The 16,874-nt window shown below is 75.2% G+C and carries 13 protein-coding genes and 2 pseudogenes; 9 read left to right on the top strand and 6 right to left on the bottom strand.

Going from position 1 to position 16,874, the window contains the following annotated elements:
• Positions 1-138 precede the first annotated feature (138 nt).
• Both GA0070624_RS01050 and GA0070624_RS01045 read left to right on the top strand, forming a co-directional pair.
• Positions 139-369, top strand: coding sequence for a heavy-metal-associated domain-containing protein (locus GA0070624_RS01050; protein WP_091335778.1), 231 nt, complete (start codon positions 139-141; stop codon positions 367-369).
• A 103-nt stretch (positions 370-472) separates the two neighbouring features.
• Complete coding sequence (locus GA0070624_RS01045) at positions 473-1,360, top strand: hypothetical protein (protein WP_342672737.1); 888 nt, start codon at positions 473-475, stop codon at positions 1,358-1,360.
• A gap of 23 nt (positions 1,361-1,383) precedes the next feature.
• Here the strand turns inward: GA0070624_RS01045 and GA0070624_RS01040 are convergent, their stop codons facing one another.
• The 3 genes from GA0070624_RS01040 to GA0070624_RS01030 form a co-directional block, all read right to left on the bottom strand.
• Positions 1,384-1,800, bottom strand: coding sequence for a helix-turn-helix domain-containing protein (locus GA0070624_RS01040; RefSeq protein ID WP_091335777.1), 417 nt, complete (start codon positions 1,798-1,800; stop codon positions 1,384-1,386).
• Positions 1,801-1,931: 131 nt separating this feature from the next.
• Complete coding sequence (locus GA0070624_RS01035) at positions 1,932-3,086, bottom strand: class I SAM-dependent methyltransferase (RefSeq protein WP_091335774.1); 1,155 nt, start codon at positions 3,084-3,086, stop codon at positions 1,932-1,934.
• A gap of 361 nt (positions 3,087-3,447) precedes the next feature.
• Positions 3,448-5,094, bottom strand: coding sequence for a DEAD/DEAH box helicase (locus GA0070624_RS01030; RefSeq protein WP_091335772.1), 1,647 nt, complete (start codon positions 5,092-5,094; stop codon positions 3,448-3,450).
• 304 nt (positions 5,095-5,398) lie between these two features.
• Here GA0070624_RS01030 and GA0070624_RS01025 point away from each other — a divergent pair, with 304 nt between their 5' ends.
• Positions 5,399-6,052, top strand: a complete 654-nt coding sequence (locus tag GA0070624_RS01025; RefSeq protein ID WP_091335769.1) for a ferritin-like fold-containing protein — start codon at positions 5,399-5,401, stop codon at positions 6,050-6,052.
• Positions 6,053-6,150: 98 nt separating this feature from the next.
• Here the strand turns inward: GA0070624_RS01025 and GA0070624_RS01020 are convergent, their stop codons facing one another.
• Both GA0070624_RS01020 and GA0070624_RS01015 read right to left on the bottom strand, forming a co-directional pair.
• Complete coding sequence (locus GA0070624_RS01020; RefSeq protein ID WP_091335767.1) at positions 6,151-6,378, bottom strand: DUF3107 domain-containing protein; 228 nt, start codon at positions 6,376-6,378, stop codon at positions 6,151-6,153.
• A gap of 65 nt (positions 6,379-6,443) precedes the next feature.
• The gene (locus GA0070624_RS01015) at positions 6,444-7,082 is read right to left on the bottom strand and encodes a TetR/AcrR family transcriptional regulator (RefSeq protein WP_091335765.1); all 639 of its coding nucleotides are present in this window, start codon (positions 7,080-7,082) and stop codon (positions 6,444-6,446) included.
• A gap of 1,512 nt (positions 7,083-8,594) precedes the next feature.
• On the opposite strand from GA0070624_RS01015, the pseudogene GA0070624_RS36700 reads away from it, so the two are divergent.
• The 6 genes and pseudogenes from GA0070624_RS36700 to GA0070624_RS00985 all read left to right on the top strand — a co-directional run.
• A pseudogene (locus GA0070624_RS36700) lies at positions 8,595-10,172 on the top strand (hypothetical protein); the annotation flags it as partial.
• Positions 10,173-10,219: 47 nt separating this feature from the next.
• The gene (locus tag GA0070624_RS01005; RefSeq protein WP_091335761.1) at positions 10,220-11,194 is read left to right on the top strand and encodes an alpha/beta fold hydrolase; all 975 of its coding nucleotides are present in this window, start codon (positions 10,220-10,222) and stop codon (positions 11,192-11,194) included.
• Between the two features lie 5 nt (positions 11,195-11,199).
• Positions 11,200-12,111: a DUF3152 domain-containing protein gene (locus GA0070624_RS01000; protein WP_091347887.1), complete on the top strand. Its 912-nt coding sequence runs from the start codon at positions 11,200-11,202 to the stop codon at positions 12,109-12,111.
• A gap of 266 nt (positions 12,112-12,377) precedes the next feature.
• A complete protein-coding gene (locus GA0070624_RS00995; protein WP_091335760.1) occupies positions 12,378-13,130 on the top strand; it encodes a DUF3152 domain-containing protein in 753 nt (250 codons plus the stop codon).
• Between the two features lie 70 nt (positions 13,131-13,200).
• Positions 13,201-14,421, top strand: a complete 1,221-nt coding sequence (gene moeZ, locus GA0070624_RS00990) for an adenylyltransferase/sulfurtransferase MoeZ (RefSeq protein ID WP_176731548.1) — start codon at positions 13,201-13,203, stop codon at positions 14,419-14,421.
• Positions 14,422-14,466: 45 nt separating this feature from the next.
• Positions 14,467-15,360, top strand: a pseudogene (locus GA0070624_RS00985) (prenyltransferase/squalene oxidase repeat-containing protein); the annotation flags it as partial.
• A gap of 264 nt (positions 15,361-15,624) precedes the next feature.
• On the opposite strand, the gene GA0070624_RS00980 reads toward GA0070624_RS00985, so the two are convergent.
• A complete protein-coding gene (locus GA0070624_RS00980; protein WP_091335758.1) occupies positions 15,625-16,866 on the bottom strand; it encodes a glutamate-5-semialdehyde dehydrogenase in 1,242 nt (413 codons plus the stop codon).
• Positions 16,867-16,874: the final 8 nt, after the last annotated feature.

The raw sequence follows: 16,874 nt of genomic DNA, 5'->3' as shown, positions 1-16,874 counted from the left end.
CGCCCCCGCGGAGTCGGGGTCGGCCGGTGGCGGTCGTCCGACGGGCGGGAAAAGTTCCCGGGTGGGCCGGATTGCGACCGTCGCCACCGTCACCGGGCGTGCCCGGGCCGGCACCCGCTCCGGCGGTACCGTGGGCGCATGACCGAGCAGCGACCCGTCGTCCAGACGTACGCCGTCACCGGGATGACCTGCGAGCACTGCGTCCGGGCGGTCACCGAGGAACTCTCCGCCCTGCCCGGCGTCGAGGAGGTCCGGGTCGACCTGGCCCGCGGCACGGCCACCGTCGCCAGCACCGAGCCGCTGCCGGTGGAATCCGTCCGGGCGGCGGTGGACGAGGCGGGCTACGAGCTGGCCGGCGGCATTGCCTGAGTCGTCGCCCTGCGCAGCCGCGCCTCCCGCCGGGCCTCCGCTGTCCGGGGGGCCGGAGCTGTCGGCCGGGCCGGAGCTGTCGGCCGGGCCGGACCGGAGCACGGTGCGGTTGGCGCTGGTGGTGGGCGGGCTGGTGCTCGCCGTACTGCTCGGCTTCGGCCTCGGCCGGCTGAACCCGCCGCCGAGCGTCCCGGCCAGCGCTACTCCGGCCTCCGGAGGGCACACCCACCCGCCGGGCACCGGCGCGCACTCCCACGGCGGGGCCCCGGTCGACCAGGCGGGCAGCGCGGACGCGGCCGGCCTCTCGGTCACCGCGGCCGGCTACACCCTCACCCCGTCGAGCGTGGACTTCCCGGCCGGCCGGGCCGGTGAGCTCCGATTCCAGATCCGGGACGAGCGGCGGCGGGCGGTCATCCGGTTCGCCGTGGTGCACGACAAGCCGATGCACCTGATCGTGGTACGCCGCGACCTGACCGGCTATCAGCACCTGCACCCCACCATGGCGCCGGACGGCACCTGGTCGGTACCGCTGACGCTGCCGCAGCCGGGCGTCTGGCGGGCGTACGCGGACTTCACCGCGGTCGCGGACGACGGCCGGCAGACCGCCGTGACCCTCGGGGTCGACCTGACCTCGCCGGGCGGCTACGCACCCCGTCCGCTGCCGGCGCCCGCCACCTCGACCACGGTCGACGGGTTCACCGTCGGCTACGAGGCGACCCCGAAGGCGGGGGAGTCGGTGCCGTTGCGCTTCCGGGTCCGCACCGACGGCGGGGCCGCGCCGCTGGAGCGCTACCTCGGCGCGTACGGCCACCTCGTCGCGCTCCGCGAGGGGGACCTCGGCTACCTGCACGTGCACCCCGAGACCGGGCGGGACGGGGACGTGGTGACGTTCTGGCTGACCGCGCCGGGCCCCGGGCGCTACCGGATGTTCCTGGACTTCCAGGTGGCCGGGGTGGTGCGGACCGCCGCCTTCACCGTGACCGTGCCCTGACCGGCCCGCCCGCGAGCGGTCGATCAGCCGGCCCGGCGGACCGGGCGGCGGGCCAGGTAGCGGAGCAGGTCGCGGATGTGGTGCTTCTCCTCGGCCGGAACGCTCGGGTCGGCAAGCCGCTCCAGGATCACCCGGACGTCCGCCTCCACCGGAGCGTCCTCGGCACGGCGGCGCGGGGCCGGCCCGGCGTCGGGCAGGCCGAGGGCCCGGAAGGCGGCGGCGACGGGCAGGTCGAGGGCGGAGCAGAAGCCGCGCACCTTGGCCAGTTCGGGGTAGTCCTGCCAGTCTCCGGCGAGCCAGCGGAACACGGTGGACCGGCCCACCCCGGTGTGCGTGGCCAGGTCGGTCACCGTCCAGCCGCGCTCTTCGCGGGCGTCGTCGATGGCGCGACGTACGAAGCGCGCGAAGGCCATCTGCGGTGATACCTCTGCGGAACCCATCCCTGCGGGGTCTTCCCTTTCCGGCCGGAGCACCGGACGGTGCGCCTTCCGAGGGTAGTACGGCCGGGGCCCGGAGCAATTGACCGATCGGCCCGTGCGTCGCGAGAAGGGAACCGGCCGGGCCCGCGCCACTAGCCGGCCCGCTCCTCCGCGAGCAGCGACTCCAGCCGGGGCGTGATCGGCCACTGGTCGAGCAGCTCCCGGTACTCCGCCCGCTGCTCGGCGGTCGGGGCAGCTCCGGTCCGGCGGGCCCGGATCAGCAGGTTCCGCGGGGTGTGGCGGGAGTCGACGAACTCGACCACCTCGGTCCGGTAGCCGTGCAGCCGGAGCAGCCCGGCCCGCAGCGCGTCGGTCAGCACGTCCGCGAAGCGCTCGCGCAGGATGCCCTGCCGGGTGAGCAGCTCGTACGGCGCCGGGGCCGGCCGGGATCGCAGCTGGGCCGCGACGTCGTGGTGGCAGCAGGGCGCGGCGAGCACCCACCGGGCGCCCCACCGCACCGCGCGGGAAAGCGCCTCATCGGTGGCGGTGTCGCAGGCGTGCAGTGCCAGCACCAGGTCGGGCGCCGGCTCGACGACCGCGTCGGCGATGGTGCCGGCCACGAAGCTGACCCGGTCCGCCCAGCCCAGCCGCTCGGCCAGCTCGGTGTTGCGTCGACGCTGGTCCTCGCGGACGTCCACCCCGACCAACTCCACGTCGAGGCCGCGCTGGGTGAGGTACCGGTGGGCCGCGAAGGTCAGGTAGGCGTTGCCGCAGCCGAGGTCGACCACGCGCAGGGGGCCGGTCAGGTCGTCCGGCAGGGTCGCGGCCAGTGCCCGCAGGAACGCGTCGACCTGGCGGCGCTTGGCCGCCGAGCCGCCGATCTCCGCGAAGATCGGATCGCCCGGGTCGAGCAGGTAGTCCTTCGCCCGGTCGTGGCCGCTCGGCTGCGTTGCCGGCCGGTTCGCCGCCGCCCGGTGCACCTGCGCCTCGCCCGACTTGGTCACCCGTAGCTGGAGCGTCGCCTCGGCGGTCTCCACGTGCCAGTTCCCGAAGGGCTCGGCGAGCAGCGCGTCGACCGCCGCGTCGGCCTCGGCGCCGGGCGCCACGTTCCGGGTGTACGGCCGGGCGCCGTCCGACGTCGAGATCTGCAACCGCGGGCCGGCCTTGAGGGTGACCGGCCGCAACTCGGCACGGACCACGGAGGGGCGTTGCCCCCGGCGTCGCCCGGCGGCGACCGCCCTGGTCAGGGCGGGGTCGAGCAGCAGCGTCCGCACCTCGGTCAGGGCGGCGTCCAGCGGTTCCGGCATGACTCCATCATCCTTCTCGGCCTCCGGCTCCCTGGACGGGCCGGCTCCTGAGTATCTGTGCGGCCCGCTCCGCGCGGGCTGGCTCGGGGCTGTCCTCGACCGGCAAAGCGAGCGGGAAAACCTCGGTCCGCCGCAGGCGATCGCGTTCCGCCCGCCGACGCGCGCCTTTCGACGGCCGCGGCCGCCGCGAGGTAGCTGAGTGCGGGTGCGCCTTCCGGCCGCCACCCGCCGCGGGCCGTGGCTTCCCGCCCGGCCACCGAGCCGAGGTCACCGGGCCGAGGTGGCCCGGCTGCGGCCCGGCCCGGAAAGCGACATCCCCCGGGACCAGGGAGCGGTGCGGGGGATGTCGAATGTCGCAGCGTCAGTCGGCGGTCGCCTCGGCCGGCGTACCGGTGCCCGAACCACCACCACCACGGCGGCGCCGGCGGCGGCGGGGCTTGGGCGCGTCGCCCTCGGCGGCGCTGGTCGCGACCGACTCGGTGGCCTCGGCGGGGACCACTGCGGTCGGCTCACCGGCCACCACCTCGCCGGCCCTGCGGCGACGCCGGCGGCGCGGGGTGCGGGTGCCCTCCTCGGTCGAGGCCTCGGCGGGCGTCTCGGTGCCGGGCGCGTCACCGCCGCCCCGGCGGCGCTCGCCCCGGCCGCGGCCGTCGCCGCGGCGGGAGCCGCGGCCCTCGCCGCGCCGGGACCGGCCACCGCCGAGGTCCTCCTCGACCTCCGCCGCCAGGCCGGCGCGGGTGCGCTCGGCGGTCGGCAGGGTGCCGGTGACGTCACGGGAGATGTCCAGGTCGGTGTAGAGGTGCGGAGAGGTGTGGTACGTCTCCGGCGGCTCCGGCATCTCCAGGCCCAGCGTCTTGTCGATGATCCGCCAGCGGGGCATGTCGTCCCAGTCGACGAAGGTCACCGCCACGCCGGTCGCCCCGGCCCGGCCGGTACGACCGATCCGGTGGGTGTAGGTGTCCTGGTCCTCGGGGCAGTCGTAGTTGACGACGTGGGTGACGCCGGTGACGTCGAGCCCGCGCGCCGCCACGTCGGTGGCGACCAGGATGTCGATCTTGCCGGCGCGGAACGCCCGCAGCGCCCGTTCCCGGGCGCCCTGGCCCAGGTCACCGTGCACCGCCGCGACCGCGAAGCCGCGGAAGTCGAGGTCCTCGGCGACCCGGTCGGCGGCCCGCTTGGTCCGGGTGAAGATCATGGTGAGACCGCGCCCCTCGGCCTGGAGGATCCGCGCCACGATCTCGATCTTGTTCATCGAGTGGGTGCGGTAGACCAGCTGCTGGGTCTGCGGCGACGGGCCGGTCTCGGCGGTGTGCCCGGCGTGGATCGTCACCGGGTGACGCAGGAAGCGCCGGGACAGGGCGACGATCGGGTCCGGCATGGTGGCCGAGAAGAGCATCGTCTGCCGGTCCTCCGGCAGCATCGCCAGGATCTTCTCGACGTCGTCCAGGAAGCCCAGGTCGAGCATCCGGTCGGCCTCGTCGAGGACCAGCGCGTGCACCCGGTCGAGCCGGAGGTGCTTCTGCTTGGCCAGGTCCAGCAGCCGGCCCGGGGTGCCGACCAGGATCTCGACGCCCTTGCGGAGCGCCTCGATCTGCGGCTCGTAGGCCACGCCGCCGTAGATCGGCAGCACTCGGACCCCCCGGGTGCGACCCGCGGCGGCGAGGTCCTTGGCGACCTGGATGCCCAGCTCGCGGGTGGGTACGACGACCAGCGCCTGCGGCACGCCGTCGCTGCCCTCGCCGGGCGCGAAGACCCGCTCCAGCAGCGGGACGCCGAAGCCGAGGGTCTTGCCGGTGCCGGTCGGTGCCTGGCCGATCAGGTCGGAGCCGCGCAGCGCGATCGGCAGCGCGTACTCCTGGATGGCGAACGCGCGGGTGATGCCGGCGGCGGCCAGCGCCTCGACCGTCTCCGGACGGGCGCCGAGCGCGGCGAAGGTGGGAGCCTCCGGACGGACCGGAGCGGTAGGGGCCAGTACCTGGCCCGTGGTGCCTTGAATCTGCTCGCTCATATGGATTTAGGGGTGCCCTCTCGTGGTGCGCCCCTCATGTCCTCAGGGCGCGATCGGTATGGCGCGGGCCACACGGTCCGGGGCGGAAACGCCGAGCCGGGCCGGGCCGCACGCGCGCCGCGGGGCTGCTGTCGATCAGATCGGCACCCACGGCAACTGTTCCATACTACCTGAACAGCCCCTTGGTCGGTCTGATTCCGCTGATGAAGCGGCGTCCGGACGGGACGGGTGTGACCTGGACCACGCAAGCGGTGACGACCGTCGCGGCCCCCCGCGTCGCACCGCGGAACGGTAGCCTGCGCTCGTGTCCGCCCCGACCGCCCCCGATTCCGCCCTCGTCGATCTGCTCGGCCTGGTGGCGTACGGCGAGCTCCTCGCCTTCGACCGGCTGGCCGCCGACGCCCGACTCGCGCCCGACCTACGGCGCCGGGCCGCGCTGAGCGAGATGGCGGCCGCCGAGATCGGCAACTACCGACGGATCGCCGACCGGATCAGCGTCCTCGGCGTGCTGCCCGACGACGCGATGGCACCGTATGTCGAGGCGCTCCAGGCGTACCACGACTCGACCGAGCCGAAGGACTGGCTGGAGGCGGTTACGAAGGCGTACGTCGGCGACGGCATCACCGACGACTTCCTCCGGGCGATCGCCGGCGCGCTCGACGAGCCCGACCGGCAGCTCGTCCTCGACGTCCTGCACGAGTCCCGGTACGCCGAGTTCGCCGCCGCCGAGATCCGGGCGGCCATCGAGGCGGACCGTCGGGTGGCCAACCGCCTCTCCATGTGGGCCCGGCGGCTGGTCGGGGAGGCGCTCTCCCAGGCCGGACGGGTCGCCGCCGCCGACCGGGGCGCGCTCACCGCGCTGATCGCGCGGCGGGAGGGTGTGGAGGTGCCGGCGCTGTTCCGGCGGCTGACCGCCGCGCACACCGAGCGGATGGCCGCCGTCGGGCTGAACAACTAGTCGACGGCCGGACCGGGCCGGCCGAGGGGGTGCCGGGCCATTGCCCGGCACCGTGGCGGGGGCACCTCGGTCACCCCGCCACGCGAGCCGGAACGGGTTCAGCGGACGGTGAAGCCCACCGCGCGAGGTGCCGCCTCCGCGATCTCGACGTAGGCGACCTTGTTGACCGGCACGATCACCCGCCGGCCCTTCTCGTCGGTCAGGGTGAGGCTGCCCTCGCCCTTGGCGAGAGCGTCGGTCACGATCTGCTCGATCTCGGCCGGCGACTGCGCGCTCTCCAGAACCAGCTCGCGGGGCGCGTACTGCACGCCGATCTTGACCTCCACTGTGCCTCCTCGTCAGGGCGAAAGAGCCGCCAATGGGAAGGCTATCCGATCTCGGGGCCCGATGTTCAGGCTGACTCACCTTGCAGGGGGAAGCTGGCGATGCCACGCCAGGAGAGCGCGGCCACCAGCGCCTCGGCCTCGGCCTTGGGCACCTGCCGGCCGCCGGCCAGCCAGAACTGCGCCGCCGTCTCCGCCGCCCCGACCAGGCCCGAGGCGAGCAGCTCGGCGTGCTCGCGGCTGACGCCGGTGTCCGAGATGATGGTGTCGGTGATCGCGGCGATGCAGCCCTGCTCGACCCGCTCCACCCGCTGCCGTACGGCCGGATCGTTGCGCAGGTCCGACTCGAAGACCAGGCGGAACGCCTCGCTCTCGTGGTCGACGAAGTCGAAGTACGCGCGCACCGACGCGCTGACCCGCTCCTTGTTGTCGTTGGTGCCGCGCATCGCGTCGTGCACCTTCGCCACGATCGCGTCGCAGTGGGTGTCCAGCAGCGCCAGGTAGAGCTCCATCTTGCCCGGGAAGTGCTGGTAGAGCACCGGCTTCGAGACCCCCGCCCGCTCGGCGATGTCGTCCATCGCGGCGGCGTGGTAACCCTGCGCGACGAACACCTCCTGGGCGGCGGCGAGCAGCTGCTTGCGCCGCGCCGAGCGGGGCAGGCGGGTGGGCCGGCCGGCGGTCTGTGCACCGTTCCCCACAGCGGTCATGGGAACCTCCGAGTTTCTTCGTACGAGCCGGCACTTATCACCCGAACCGGCCGGGGTACGTGAACCCCGTTCCGGAATTGGCCCGCCGCTGTAACTTATCGCCACTGTCACCACACGGTAGCCTCAGCGAGGGCGACCAAGGAGCGCGCGGTGAGTGAATCAGGGCAACCCGGAGCCGCCACCCCGGGAGAGCACGGCGACGGGACGGGTCAGCACGACGACCTCGCCCGTTCCGCCAGCGGGTGGGCGCCCTCGGCGACCGGATGGTCGCGGGGCGGAGAGACGGGCCGCGAGCGGGTCCCCGCCTGGCGTCGTTCCGACCGTACCGCAGGCTGGGGCGCCTCGTCGCCCCACCATGGCGACCTGCCGGCCCCGGTGCCGGGCCTGCCTACCGAGGAGTCGTCGGCCCGGGTCAACGGCCATTCCCACGTCAACGGCGTGCACCAGGCCGGGGAGGAGACGCCCGTGGCCCGTCAGGCGCCGGTGAGTGCCCCACCCGCCGACGAGCAGCGCCGGGGGAGTGACAGCGACCGGCTGGCCGTACCTGCCCAGCGGCCGCGGCCGAGCGACGACCAGCCGTCCGCCGAGGTGGGGTCCGGCCCGGCGCGCCACTCCTCGGACGACCCGCCGGCCACCCGCGCCTCCCGCCGGTCGGAGGGGGCGGTGCCGTCCTCCGCGCCGCCGCCCCTGCAGGTCCCGCCCGTCGGCGCCGCCGCCTCCGGCTTCGAGGTGCCGCCCGGCTTCCACGCCCCGACCGTCGACCGCTCCGCCGCCGAGCCGGCTCCGTCCGTGTCGCGCGGCTTGGCAGACCGGTTCCCGACCGAGCCGCCCGCCGAGCCTCTCGCCACGCCGGCCGACGAGCCGGAGTGGCCGGGCCCCGACTGGCAGCGGCCAAGCTGGGAGGGGGGCTGGGCGCCGACCTGGTCGCGCGACGAGGAGCCGGTCGGCCGCCGCGCCCGCGAGGAGCGGGCCGGCGAGTGGGCGCCCGAGCCAACGCCGCCGTACGAGCCGGCGCGCGCCGAGCCAACGCCGCCGTACGAGCCGGCGCGCGCCGAGCCAACGCCGCCGTACGAGCCGGCGCGCGCCGAGCCAACGCCGCCGTACGAGCCGGCGCGCGCCGAGCCAACGCCGCCGTACGAGCCGGCGCGCGCCGAGCCAACGCCGCCGTACGAGCCGGCGCGCGCCGAGCCAACGCCGCCGTACGAGCCGGCGGCGCGGGAGACGATGGACCGACCCTCCTGGGCGGCCGGCGCTCCGGCCGCCACCCCGTTCAGCCCGCCGACGTACGCCCCGCCCACCAGCGCCCCACCGGTTCCGCGCGGGGCGCCGACGAGCGCCCCGCCCGTCCAGCCCGCGGCGCCGGCCAGCGCCCCACCGGTTCAGCGCGAGGCGACCGCCAGCGCCCCGTCCCACATCGCTCCGGCGAGCGCCCCGCCCCGCACCGCTCCGGCGAGCGCCCCGCCCGCCGCATACGATCCGTCACCCGGCCTGGCCCCCGACGCGTCACCCGCGGATGCCTCGCGAGCGGCGGAGGGGCGGGGCGGCGCCCCGTTCCGCCTGCGCCAGGTGGCCCGGGAGGCCTCCGCGACGGCTCCCGCCGAGGTTGCCGGCCACCCGCCGACCCACGCCGCCACCGGACCCGCCCCCGTCACCGGCGGGGTGGCCCACTTCGATCGCACCCCCGCGCCCGCCCCGACGAGCGCACCTCCCTACGCGGCCCGCCGGTCCGCTCCCGAACCGGTGCCGACGGCCGAGCCGGTCGCCGACACCCGGCCGACGGAGCGTGGGTCGGCTGTGCTGCCGCAGCGCGTCCCCGCCGAACCGGACGTGCCCGTCGTGCCGGAGCCGCCAGCCGTGGAGCCATCCGCCGAAACCCCGGAGCTTGCCCGCATCGCCACCCACCTGCGCCGTGACGACGAGCCCGCGCCGCTGCGGGAGCGGCCCGAGGGGTTCGACGTCAACGCCATCCTCGACGCGGTCCGGGAGGTGGCCGGCGTCCGGGACGCGGCCCTGCGCCGGACCCCGGCCGGTGCGCACAGCCTCCGGCTCGACCTGGCCGACGGCGCCGACCCGGCCGAGGTGAGCCGCCAGGTGGCCCGCCTGCTCCAGGAGCGGATGGGGCTGGCCGCCGCTCCGCAGAACCTGCCGGGGACGCCGGCCGCGCCGCCGCCCCCGGTCCGTCGCCGCTCGGCCGAGGCCCGTGACCGGAGCACCACCGAGGCCCACGATCGGAGCGCCGCCGAGGCTCGCGCCGACCGGAGCGCCACCCGCGCGGACCGCAGCGCCAGCGAAACCCGGGCCAACGAGGGCCGGGTCGGCGCGCCGCGCGCCGGTGAGGCCCCGGACGCGCGGACCGCCGAGGGCCGCGCCGGGGAGAGCCGCTTCGCGCCGGGGCGGCAGCCCGAGGGGCGGGCCGGGCGGCGCGCCGAGGCGGGCGTGGTCGAGGGCCGGGAGGCCGAGGCCGCGACGGCCCGGGTCGGGTCGCCTACCGAGACGGAGCCGCCGCGGCGGCGGCGACAGGCGACCCACCGCGGGCGAGCCGCCGTCGAGGAGACCTCGCTCGCCACCGCGCCGGCCGGTACGCCCACCGGCAGCCCGGTCACGCTCGGCACGTCGTACTCCGGTGGGCAGATGACCGCGACGGAGACGGCGCCGTCGCGACCGCTGGACACCGGCGGCGCGGCGGGCCCCCGGGTGGTGATCGACCACGTCCAGGTGAGCACCTTCGGCCTGGACGCCACCGTCGAGGTGCGCCTGATCGCCGGGACCGAGACCGCGGCGGGCCACTCGACCGGCCCCGCCGTCGACGGCTACGTGCTCCGGCTCTGCGCGGTGGCCGCGGCGGCGGCGGTGGACGAACTGCTGCGCGGCGCGGCCCGGCCGTCGGACCGGGGGCGCTGCTTCGTGGAGCACGCCGCGGTGGTGCCGTTCGGCAACTGCGAGGTGGCCACCGTGGTCGTGCTGCTGGTCTGCGACGGATGGGTGGAGCAGCTCGCCGGCTCCGCGCTGGTCGCCGGCGACCCACGGCAGGCGGTGGTCCGCGCGACGCTGGCCGCGGTGAACCGCCGGCTCGAGGCACTGCTGGCCTGACCGCCGGACCGGGTGTCGGCCGGGGGCGGGCCGGGAAGAGTGTAGGCATGAAGCGCGCCACGCTCTGGCCGGACCACCTTCTGCCCGCACACCACGTACCCCCGCCCTGGCCCGGCCGCGAGGTACGCCTCGACGGCGCCGTCACCTACGTCCGGGAGACCCCGGCCACCGGGCCGGACGCCGAGCCGGCGCTCTACGTGCACGGCCTCGGCGGTTCGTCGCACAACTGGACCGACCTGGCCGGCCTGCTCGCCGACCGGCTGGACGGCCAGGCCATCGACCTGCCCGGCTTCGGGCGCAGCGAGCCGGGCCGGCGCTACACCATTCCCGCCTTCGCCGATCGGGTGGTCCGCTGGATCGAGCACCGCGACCGGGGACCGGTGCACCTGTTCGGCAACTCCCTCGGCGGGGTGATCTCGGTGCGGGTGGCGGCGCTGCGGCCCGACCTGGTGCGCACGTTGACCCTGGTCTCCCCGGCGCTGCCGTTCCTCGACTTCCGCCGTTCCCTCCAGGGGCGGATGCTGCCCCTGCTGGCGATCCCCCGCGGCGAGCGGCTGGCCGCCTGGCGGCTGGCCCAGCTCGCCCCGGAGGCGATGGCCCAGCAGGTGATGGAGGCGTGCATCGCCGACCTGACCCGGATCAGCGAGCAGCGCCGGCAGGAGACGATCGAGGAGATCCGGATCCGCTACGAGGCGGCCCACTACGCCGCCGCGTACGTGCGTACCTTCCGCGGCCTGGTCTCCAGCTTCCTGCTGTCGTACCTGCCCGGGTCGGGCTCGCTGTGGCGGCTGGCCGCGGCGATCCAGGCGCCCACCCTCGTCGTCGGCGGGCGGCAGGACCGGCTGGTCGACATCCGGGTTGCGCCGCAGACCGCCCGGGTCATCCCGGACAGCCGCCTGCTGATGCTCGACGGCGTCGGGCACGTGGCCCAGCTGGAGGTGCCCCGGACGGTGGCGCGGGCGGTGGTCGGGCTGCTCGTCGAAACGGCGGAGCGCGCGCGGCGTCGCGACATGGCAGGGTGAGCCCGATGCCCGCCTCCCCCCGTCCGCGCGCCGGCTCCGCGCGGCCCACGCCTGCCGTCCCCTCGACCGGCCGATCCGGCACCCGTCGGTGGCGGGGCCTGATCGTGGTGCTCGCGTTCCTGGTCGCCGCCGGCGGTGCCGTCGCCGCGGCGGTGCAGCGCCCGTCGGCCGGTGTCGAGGTGCTGGTCGGCGAGCGGTCGGCCAGCCACCCCGCCGCGACCCCGTCGGAGACGGCCCCGGCTGCGACGCTGACGCCGTCGCCCACACCCACCGTCGCGCCCACGCCGGTTCCGACGCGCCCCCAGCCGGTACTGGCCCTGCCCGGGCCGGTGCCGAGCGCCGGTCGCGGCAGTTTCGCGTACGACAACCGGCAGGGCGAGGTGCTGGGCCGGGCCGGCGTGCTGCGCCGCTTCCGGGTGGCCGTGGAGAACGGCTCGGGTGAGGACGTGTACGCCTTCGGCGACGCCGTGCAGCGGGCCCTCGCCGGTCCGGGGAGCTGGGTGGACAGCGGTCGGTTGCGGTTGCAGCGGGTGGCGCCCGGCTCCGGGTTCGACTTCACCATCTATCTCGCCACCACGATCACGGCCGGGCGGTTGTGCCTGCGCGGCGGGATCGACATCCGGGTGGGCGGGCGTCCGTACACGTCCTGTCGGGTGTCGGGCAAGGTGGTGATAAACCTGGACCGGTGGCGTACCTCCGTGCCGCACCTGGTCCGAGAGGGGCTGCCGCTGGACACGTACCGGCTCTACGTGATCAACCACGAGATCGGCCACCAGTTGGGGTACCGCCACGAGCGCTGCCCCGGCGTGGGCCGGCCGGCCCCGGTGATGCAGCAGCAGACGCTCCGCCTCGACGGCTGCGTCGCCAACCCCTGGCCCTACGTGGAGGGGCGACGGTACACCGGGCCGCCGGTCTGATCATCCCTATCGCGTCGATGAGACGCCTTTGGTGGGAAGGGCGCTAAAAGCGGCTTAACGCCCAGATTGCATGGCACGCTGGTGCCATGCCGCCGTCGTCCCCTTTCGACCCCGAGGCCGGTCGGGCACCGGCCCACCCCGGGACAGGTCGCGCGCATGCCGACCTCGGGACCGGTCGCACGCGCCTCGATTTCGACCGCAGGCCGGCCCACCCCGGGTCCGGCCCGCCGACCCACCCTGCGCCGGTCCGGCCCAGCCTGCGGCGGATGCGGCGTCGTCGTCGCCGGGCGCTCCTGCTGCTGCTCGCCCTTTTGGGGGTGGGCGCGACCGCCGTCGGCCTGACCGACCTGGTCCACCGGTCCGCGGACACCCCGCCGGCCGCGTCCGGCCATCCGCAGCTGGCGCAGCGGATGGGGCCGGGTGCGCGGGTGGCACCCGACGCCTACCCGATCGAGGGCTCGGGCAGCTTCGCCGCGGCGGACGGCCGCTCCCCGGTACGCGGGTCCTCCGGGCCGCTGCGGCGCTACCGGGTCGCCGTCGAGCAGGGCACCGGGCAGGACGTCGACGCCTTCGCCGCCACCGTGGACGAGGTGCTCGGCGACCGCCGCGGCTGGATCGCCTCCGGTGAGCTGCGGGTGCAGCGGGTGGCCGAGGCGGTCGCCGCCGACTTCACCATCTACCTCGCCACCCCGGCCACCTCTGAGCAGATGTGCGCCGAAGGCGGCCTGATCACCGAGCGGTACACCTCCTGCCGGCTGCCCGGCCGGGTGATCATCAACCTGGCGCGGTGGATGGAGGCGGTCCCGGACTACGGGGCACCGCTGGAGGTGTACCGGACGTACGTGATCAACCACGAGGTCGGGCACGAGTTCGGTGAGGAGCACCAGGCGTGTCCCGGGTCCGGGCGGCCGGCGCCGGTGATGCAGCAGCAGACGTACGGGCTGGACGGCTGCGTCGCGAACGCCTGGCCGTACGTCGACGGCTCGCGGTACGAGGGCCGTCCAATCGCCGGCGTCTGAGTTATTCCCGCTCCCGCATGTCGGGCTACGTGTCGCTCATCATGGCCGATTGCTGCCCTGCCGAGCGACAATGGCGCGGTTCACCAACGCCGATCCCGGGGAGTCCACCGTGTCGTTGCCCCCGCTCGTCGAGCCCGCCGCCGAGCTGACCGTTGACGAGATCCGCCGCTACTCGCGCCACCTGATCATCCCGGACGTCGGTGTCGAGGGGCAGAAGCGGCTGAAGAACGCTCGGGTGCTCTGCGTCGGCGCGGGCGGTCTCGGCTCGCCGGCCCTGATGTACCTCGCCGCCGCCGGCGTCGGCACGCTCGGCATCATCGACTTCGACACCGTCGACGAGTCCAACCTCCAGCGGCAGATCATCCACGGCGTCTCCGACGTCGGCCGGTCCAAGGCCGAGTCCGCCGCCGCGTCGATCCGCGAGATCAACCCGCTGGTCAAGGTGGAGATCCACAACACCGCGCTGGACCGGGACAACGTCAAGGAGATCTTCTCCCAGTACGACCTGATCGTCGACGGCACGGACAACTTCGCCACCCGCTACATGGTCAACGACGCGGCGGTGCTGCTCGGCAAGCCGTACGTCTGGGGGTCGATCTACCGCTTCGACGGCCAGGCTTCGGTGTTCTGGGCCGAGCACGGCCCCTGCTACCGCTGCCTCTACCCGGAGCCGCCGCCGCCCGGCATGGTCCCGTCCTGCGCCGAGGGCGGCGTGCTCGGCGTGCTCTGCGCCTCGATCGGCTCGATCCAGGTGAACGAGGCGATCAAGCTGCTCACCGGCATCGGCGAGCCGCTGGTCGGCCGGCTCATGGTCTACGACGCCCTGGAGATGAGCTACCGCAAGATCAAGGTTCGTAAGGACCCGAACTGCGTGCTCTGCGGCGCGAACCCGACGGTCACGGAGCTGCTGGAGGACTACGAGGACTTCTGCGGCGCGGTCTCCGAGGAGGCGCAGGAGGCGGTGGTCGACTCGACCATCACCGCGCTGGAGCTCAAGGAGTGGCAGGACGCCGGCAAGGACATCTTCCTGGTCGACGTCCGCGAGCCCGCCGAGTACGAGATCGTCCGGATCCCCGGCTCGACCCTGATCCCGAAGGGCGAGATCATCTCGGGCGAGGCGCTGGCGACGCTCCCGCAGGACCGGCAGATCGTGCTGCACTGCAAGTCGGGCGTCCGCTCCGCCGAGGCGCTCGCCGCGCTGAAGGCGGCCGGTTTCCGGGACGCGGTGCACGTCCAGGGCGGCGTGCTCTCCTGGATCAAGCAGATCGACCCGTCGCTGCCCGCGTACTGAGTCGTCGAGAAGGGGCCCGCTCCTAACCGGACGGGCCCCTTTTCGCTGCCCGGGGTGGGCCGGGTCATCTCGGCCGAGCTACCGAGGCGTAACCACGTTTGCGCCGGTAGCGTGTCCGCCGTGGTGGACTTGGACGCTGCGATCGGCTTCGTCGTGGCACATGGGGACGCGGTGGACCGCGCGCGCCTCTCCCGGCTGCGCACCGGTGCGCCGGTGCCGGCCGAGCTGCTCGACGCGGCCGAGACCGGGCAGGCGCCGGGCGGCGGGTGGCCGGCCACCCTGGGATCGGACGTCGCGTCCGTCGACGCGACCTGCTTCCGCCTGTCCGAGCTGGACGACCTCGGCGGGCTCGGCCGCCCGGCGGCCCGGCACGCGCTGGACTGGCTGGCGGCCCGACAGCTCCCCGACGGCGGCTGGGACGAGGACCCGTCGCTGGCCGGTTTCGCCCCCGAGTGGGCGCAGCCGGGTGACCCCGAGGCCCGGTACTACCTCACCGCCAACGTCGCATTCTGGCTCGCCGTCGGGGGCCTTGACGCCCGCGCCGCCGGTCCGCTGGATCACCGCGTCGGTGGCGCCTACGCGGGCGTCCTGCACGCCGCCGCGCAGTCGCTCGCCGGCGGGCTCAGGTCGGACGGCAGCTGGCCGTCCTTCCTCCCCGCGGGCTGGCTCAGCGCGGCCGTGCTGCACGGCCAGCAGATGTACTACGAGTCGGCGCGGATCCAGGCCGTGCTGGCCGAGCGGATCCCGGAGATGTCCCCGGCGGACGTGGCCTGGCTGGCCGCGACGTTGCGCCACGTCGAGGTGGGCGAGGAGCAGTGGCTGCTGGTCTCGGCGCGCCGGCGGCTCGCCGAGACGCAGCGCAGCGACGGTGGCTGGGACAGCGACGACGGCCATCAGTTCGACGTGCACACCACGCTCCGGGCGATCCGGGCCTGCCGGCCCACGACGCCCGAGGCCCCGGGGGCCGGGACGTCGTTCGTGCTGCCGCAGCCGGCCGCGCTGCCGTCGCCGACCGTGGTGCCGGCACCGCGCCCGGCGCCCGCGTCCGAGGTGGTGCCTCCGCTCGTACCGCCGCCGACCGTGCCACTCCCGCGGCAGGAGCCCGCCGGGCCGTCCGCCCCGCCGGAGCCCGCGCCGCCCGAGCCGGCGGCGCCGACCGCCTGAGCGGCGCCGAGCCACCCGGTGCGGGGCCCCGGGTACCGCTCAGCGCAGGTGACCGTCCCCGGTGACCACGTACTTGGTGCTGGTCAGCTCGGGCAGCCCCATCGGGCCGCGGGCGTGCAGCTTCTGGGTGGAGATGCCGATCTCCGCGCCGAAGCCGAACTCGCCGCCGTCGGTGAACCGGGTGGAGGCGTTCACCATCACCGCCGCCGCGTCGACCCGGGCCACGAACTCCCGGGCGGCGCTCGCCGAGTCGGTGACGATCGCCTCGGTGTGGCCGGTGCCGTACCGCCGGATGTGCGCGACCGCCGCGTCGAGCGAGTCGACGACGGCGACCGAGATGTCGGCCGACAGGTATTCGGTGGCGAAGTCCTCGTCGGTGGCCGGGACGACCGCGTCGGAGTACGCGGCCACCCGGGCGTCGCCGTGCACGGTGACCCCGGCGTCGGCGAAGGCGGCCAGCATCGCCGGTAGGAACGCGTCGGCGATGCCCGCGTGGACCAGCAGCGACTCGGCCGTGTTGCAGGTGGAGAGGCGCTGCGTCTTGGCGTTCAGGGTGATCGCCACCGCTTTGGCCGGGTCGGCGGCCGCGTCGACGTAGACGTGGCAGTTGCCCACCCCGGTCTCGATCACCGGCACCGTCGACTCCTCGACCACCGTGCGGATCAGCGACGCGCCCCCGCGCGGGATCAGCACGTCGACCAGGCCGCGGGCCCGCATCAGCTCCTTGACCGAGTCGCGCGACGTGGCGTCGAGCAGCTGCACCGCGTCGGCCGGCAGGCCGGCCCCGGCCACCGCGTCCCGGAGCACCGCGACCAGCGCCGCGTTCGAATTCGCGGCCGAGGAGGAGCCGCGGAGCAGCGCGGCGTTGCCGGACTTCAGGCAGATCCCGGCGGCGTCCACCGTCACGTTCGGCCGGGCCTCGTAGATGATGCCGACCACCCCGAACGGCACCCGGATCTGCCGCAGCTCCAGGCCGTTCGGCAGGGTCGAGCCGCGGACCACCTCGCCGACCGGGTCGGGCAGCGCGGCCATCTGGCGCAGCGCGTCCGCGATGCCGGCCACCCGTCCCGCGTCCAGGGCGAGCCGGTCCAGCACGGCCGCGCTCAGCCCCGCCTCGCGCCCGGCCGCCAGATCCCTCGCGTTCGCGACCAGGATCTCCGGCGTACGCGCCACCAGCGCGTCGGCCATCGCGCGAAGCGCGGCGTCCTTGGCCGCACGGGTGGCGACGGCCAGCGCCTCCGCGGCGTCCCGGGCTCGCCGGGCCTGCTCGACGACGCTCATCGTGCACT

Origin of the sequence: Micromonospora rhizosphaerae, from assembly GCF_900091465.1 — a bacterium.
GTDB lineage: Bacteria > Actinomycetota > Actinomycetes > Mycobacteriales > Micromonosporaceae > Micromonospora > Micromonospora rhizosphaerae.
Note: the sequence above shows the minus strand (reverse complement) of the source record. Positions and strands in the feature narration are given on the sequence as shown.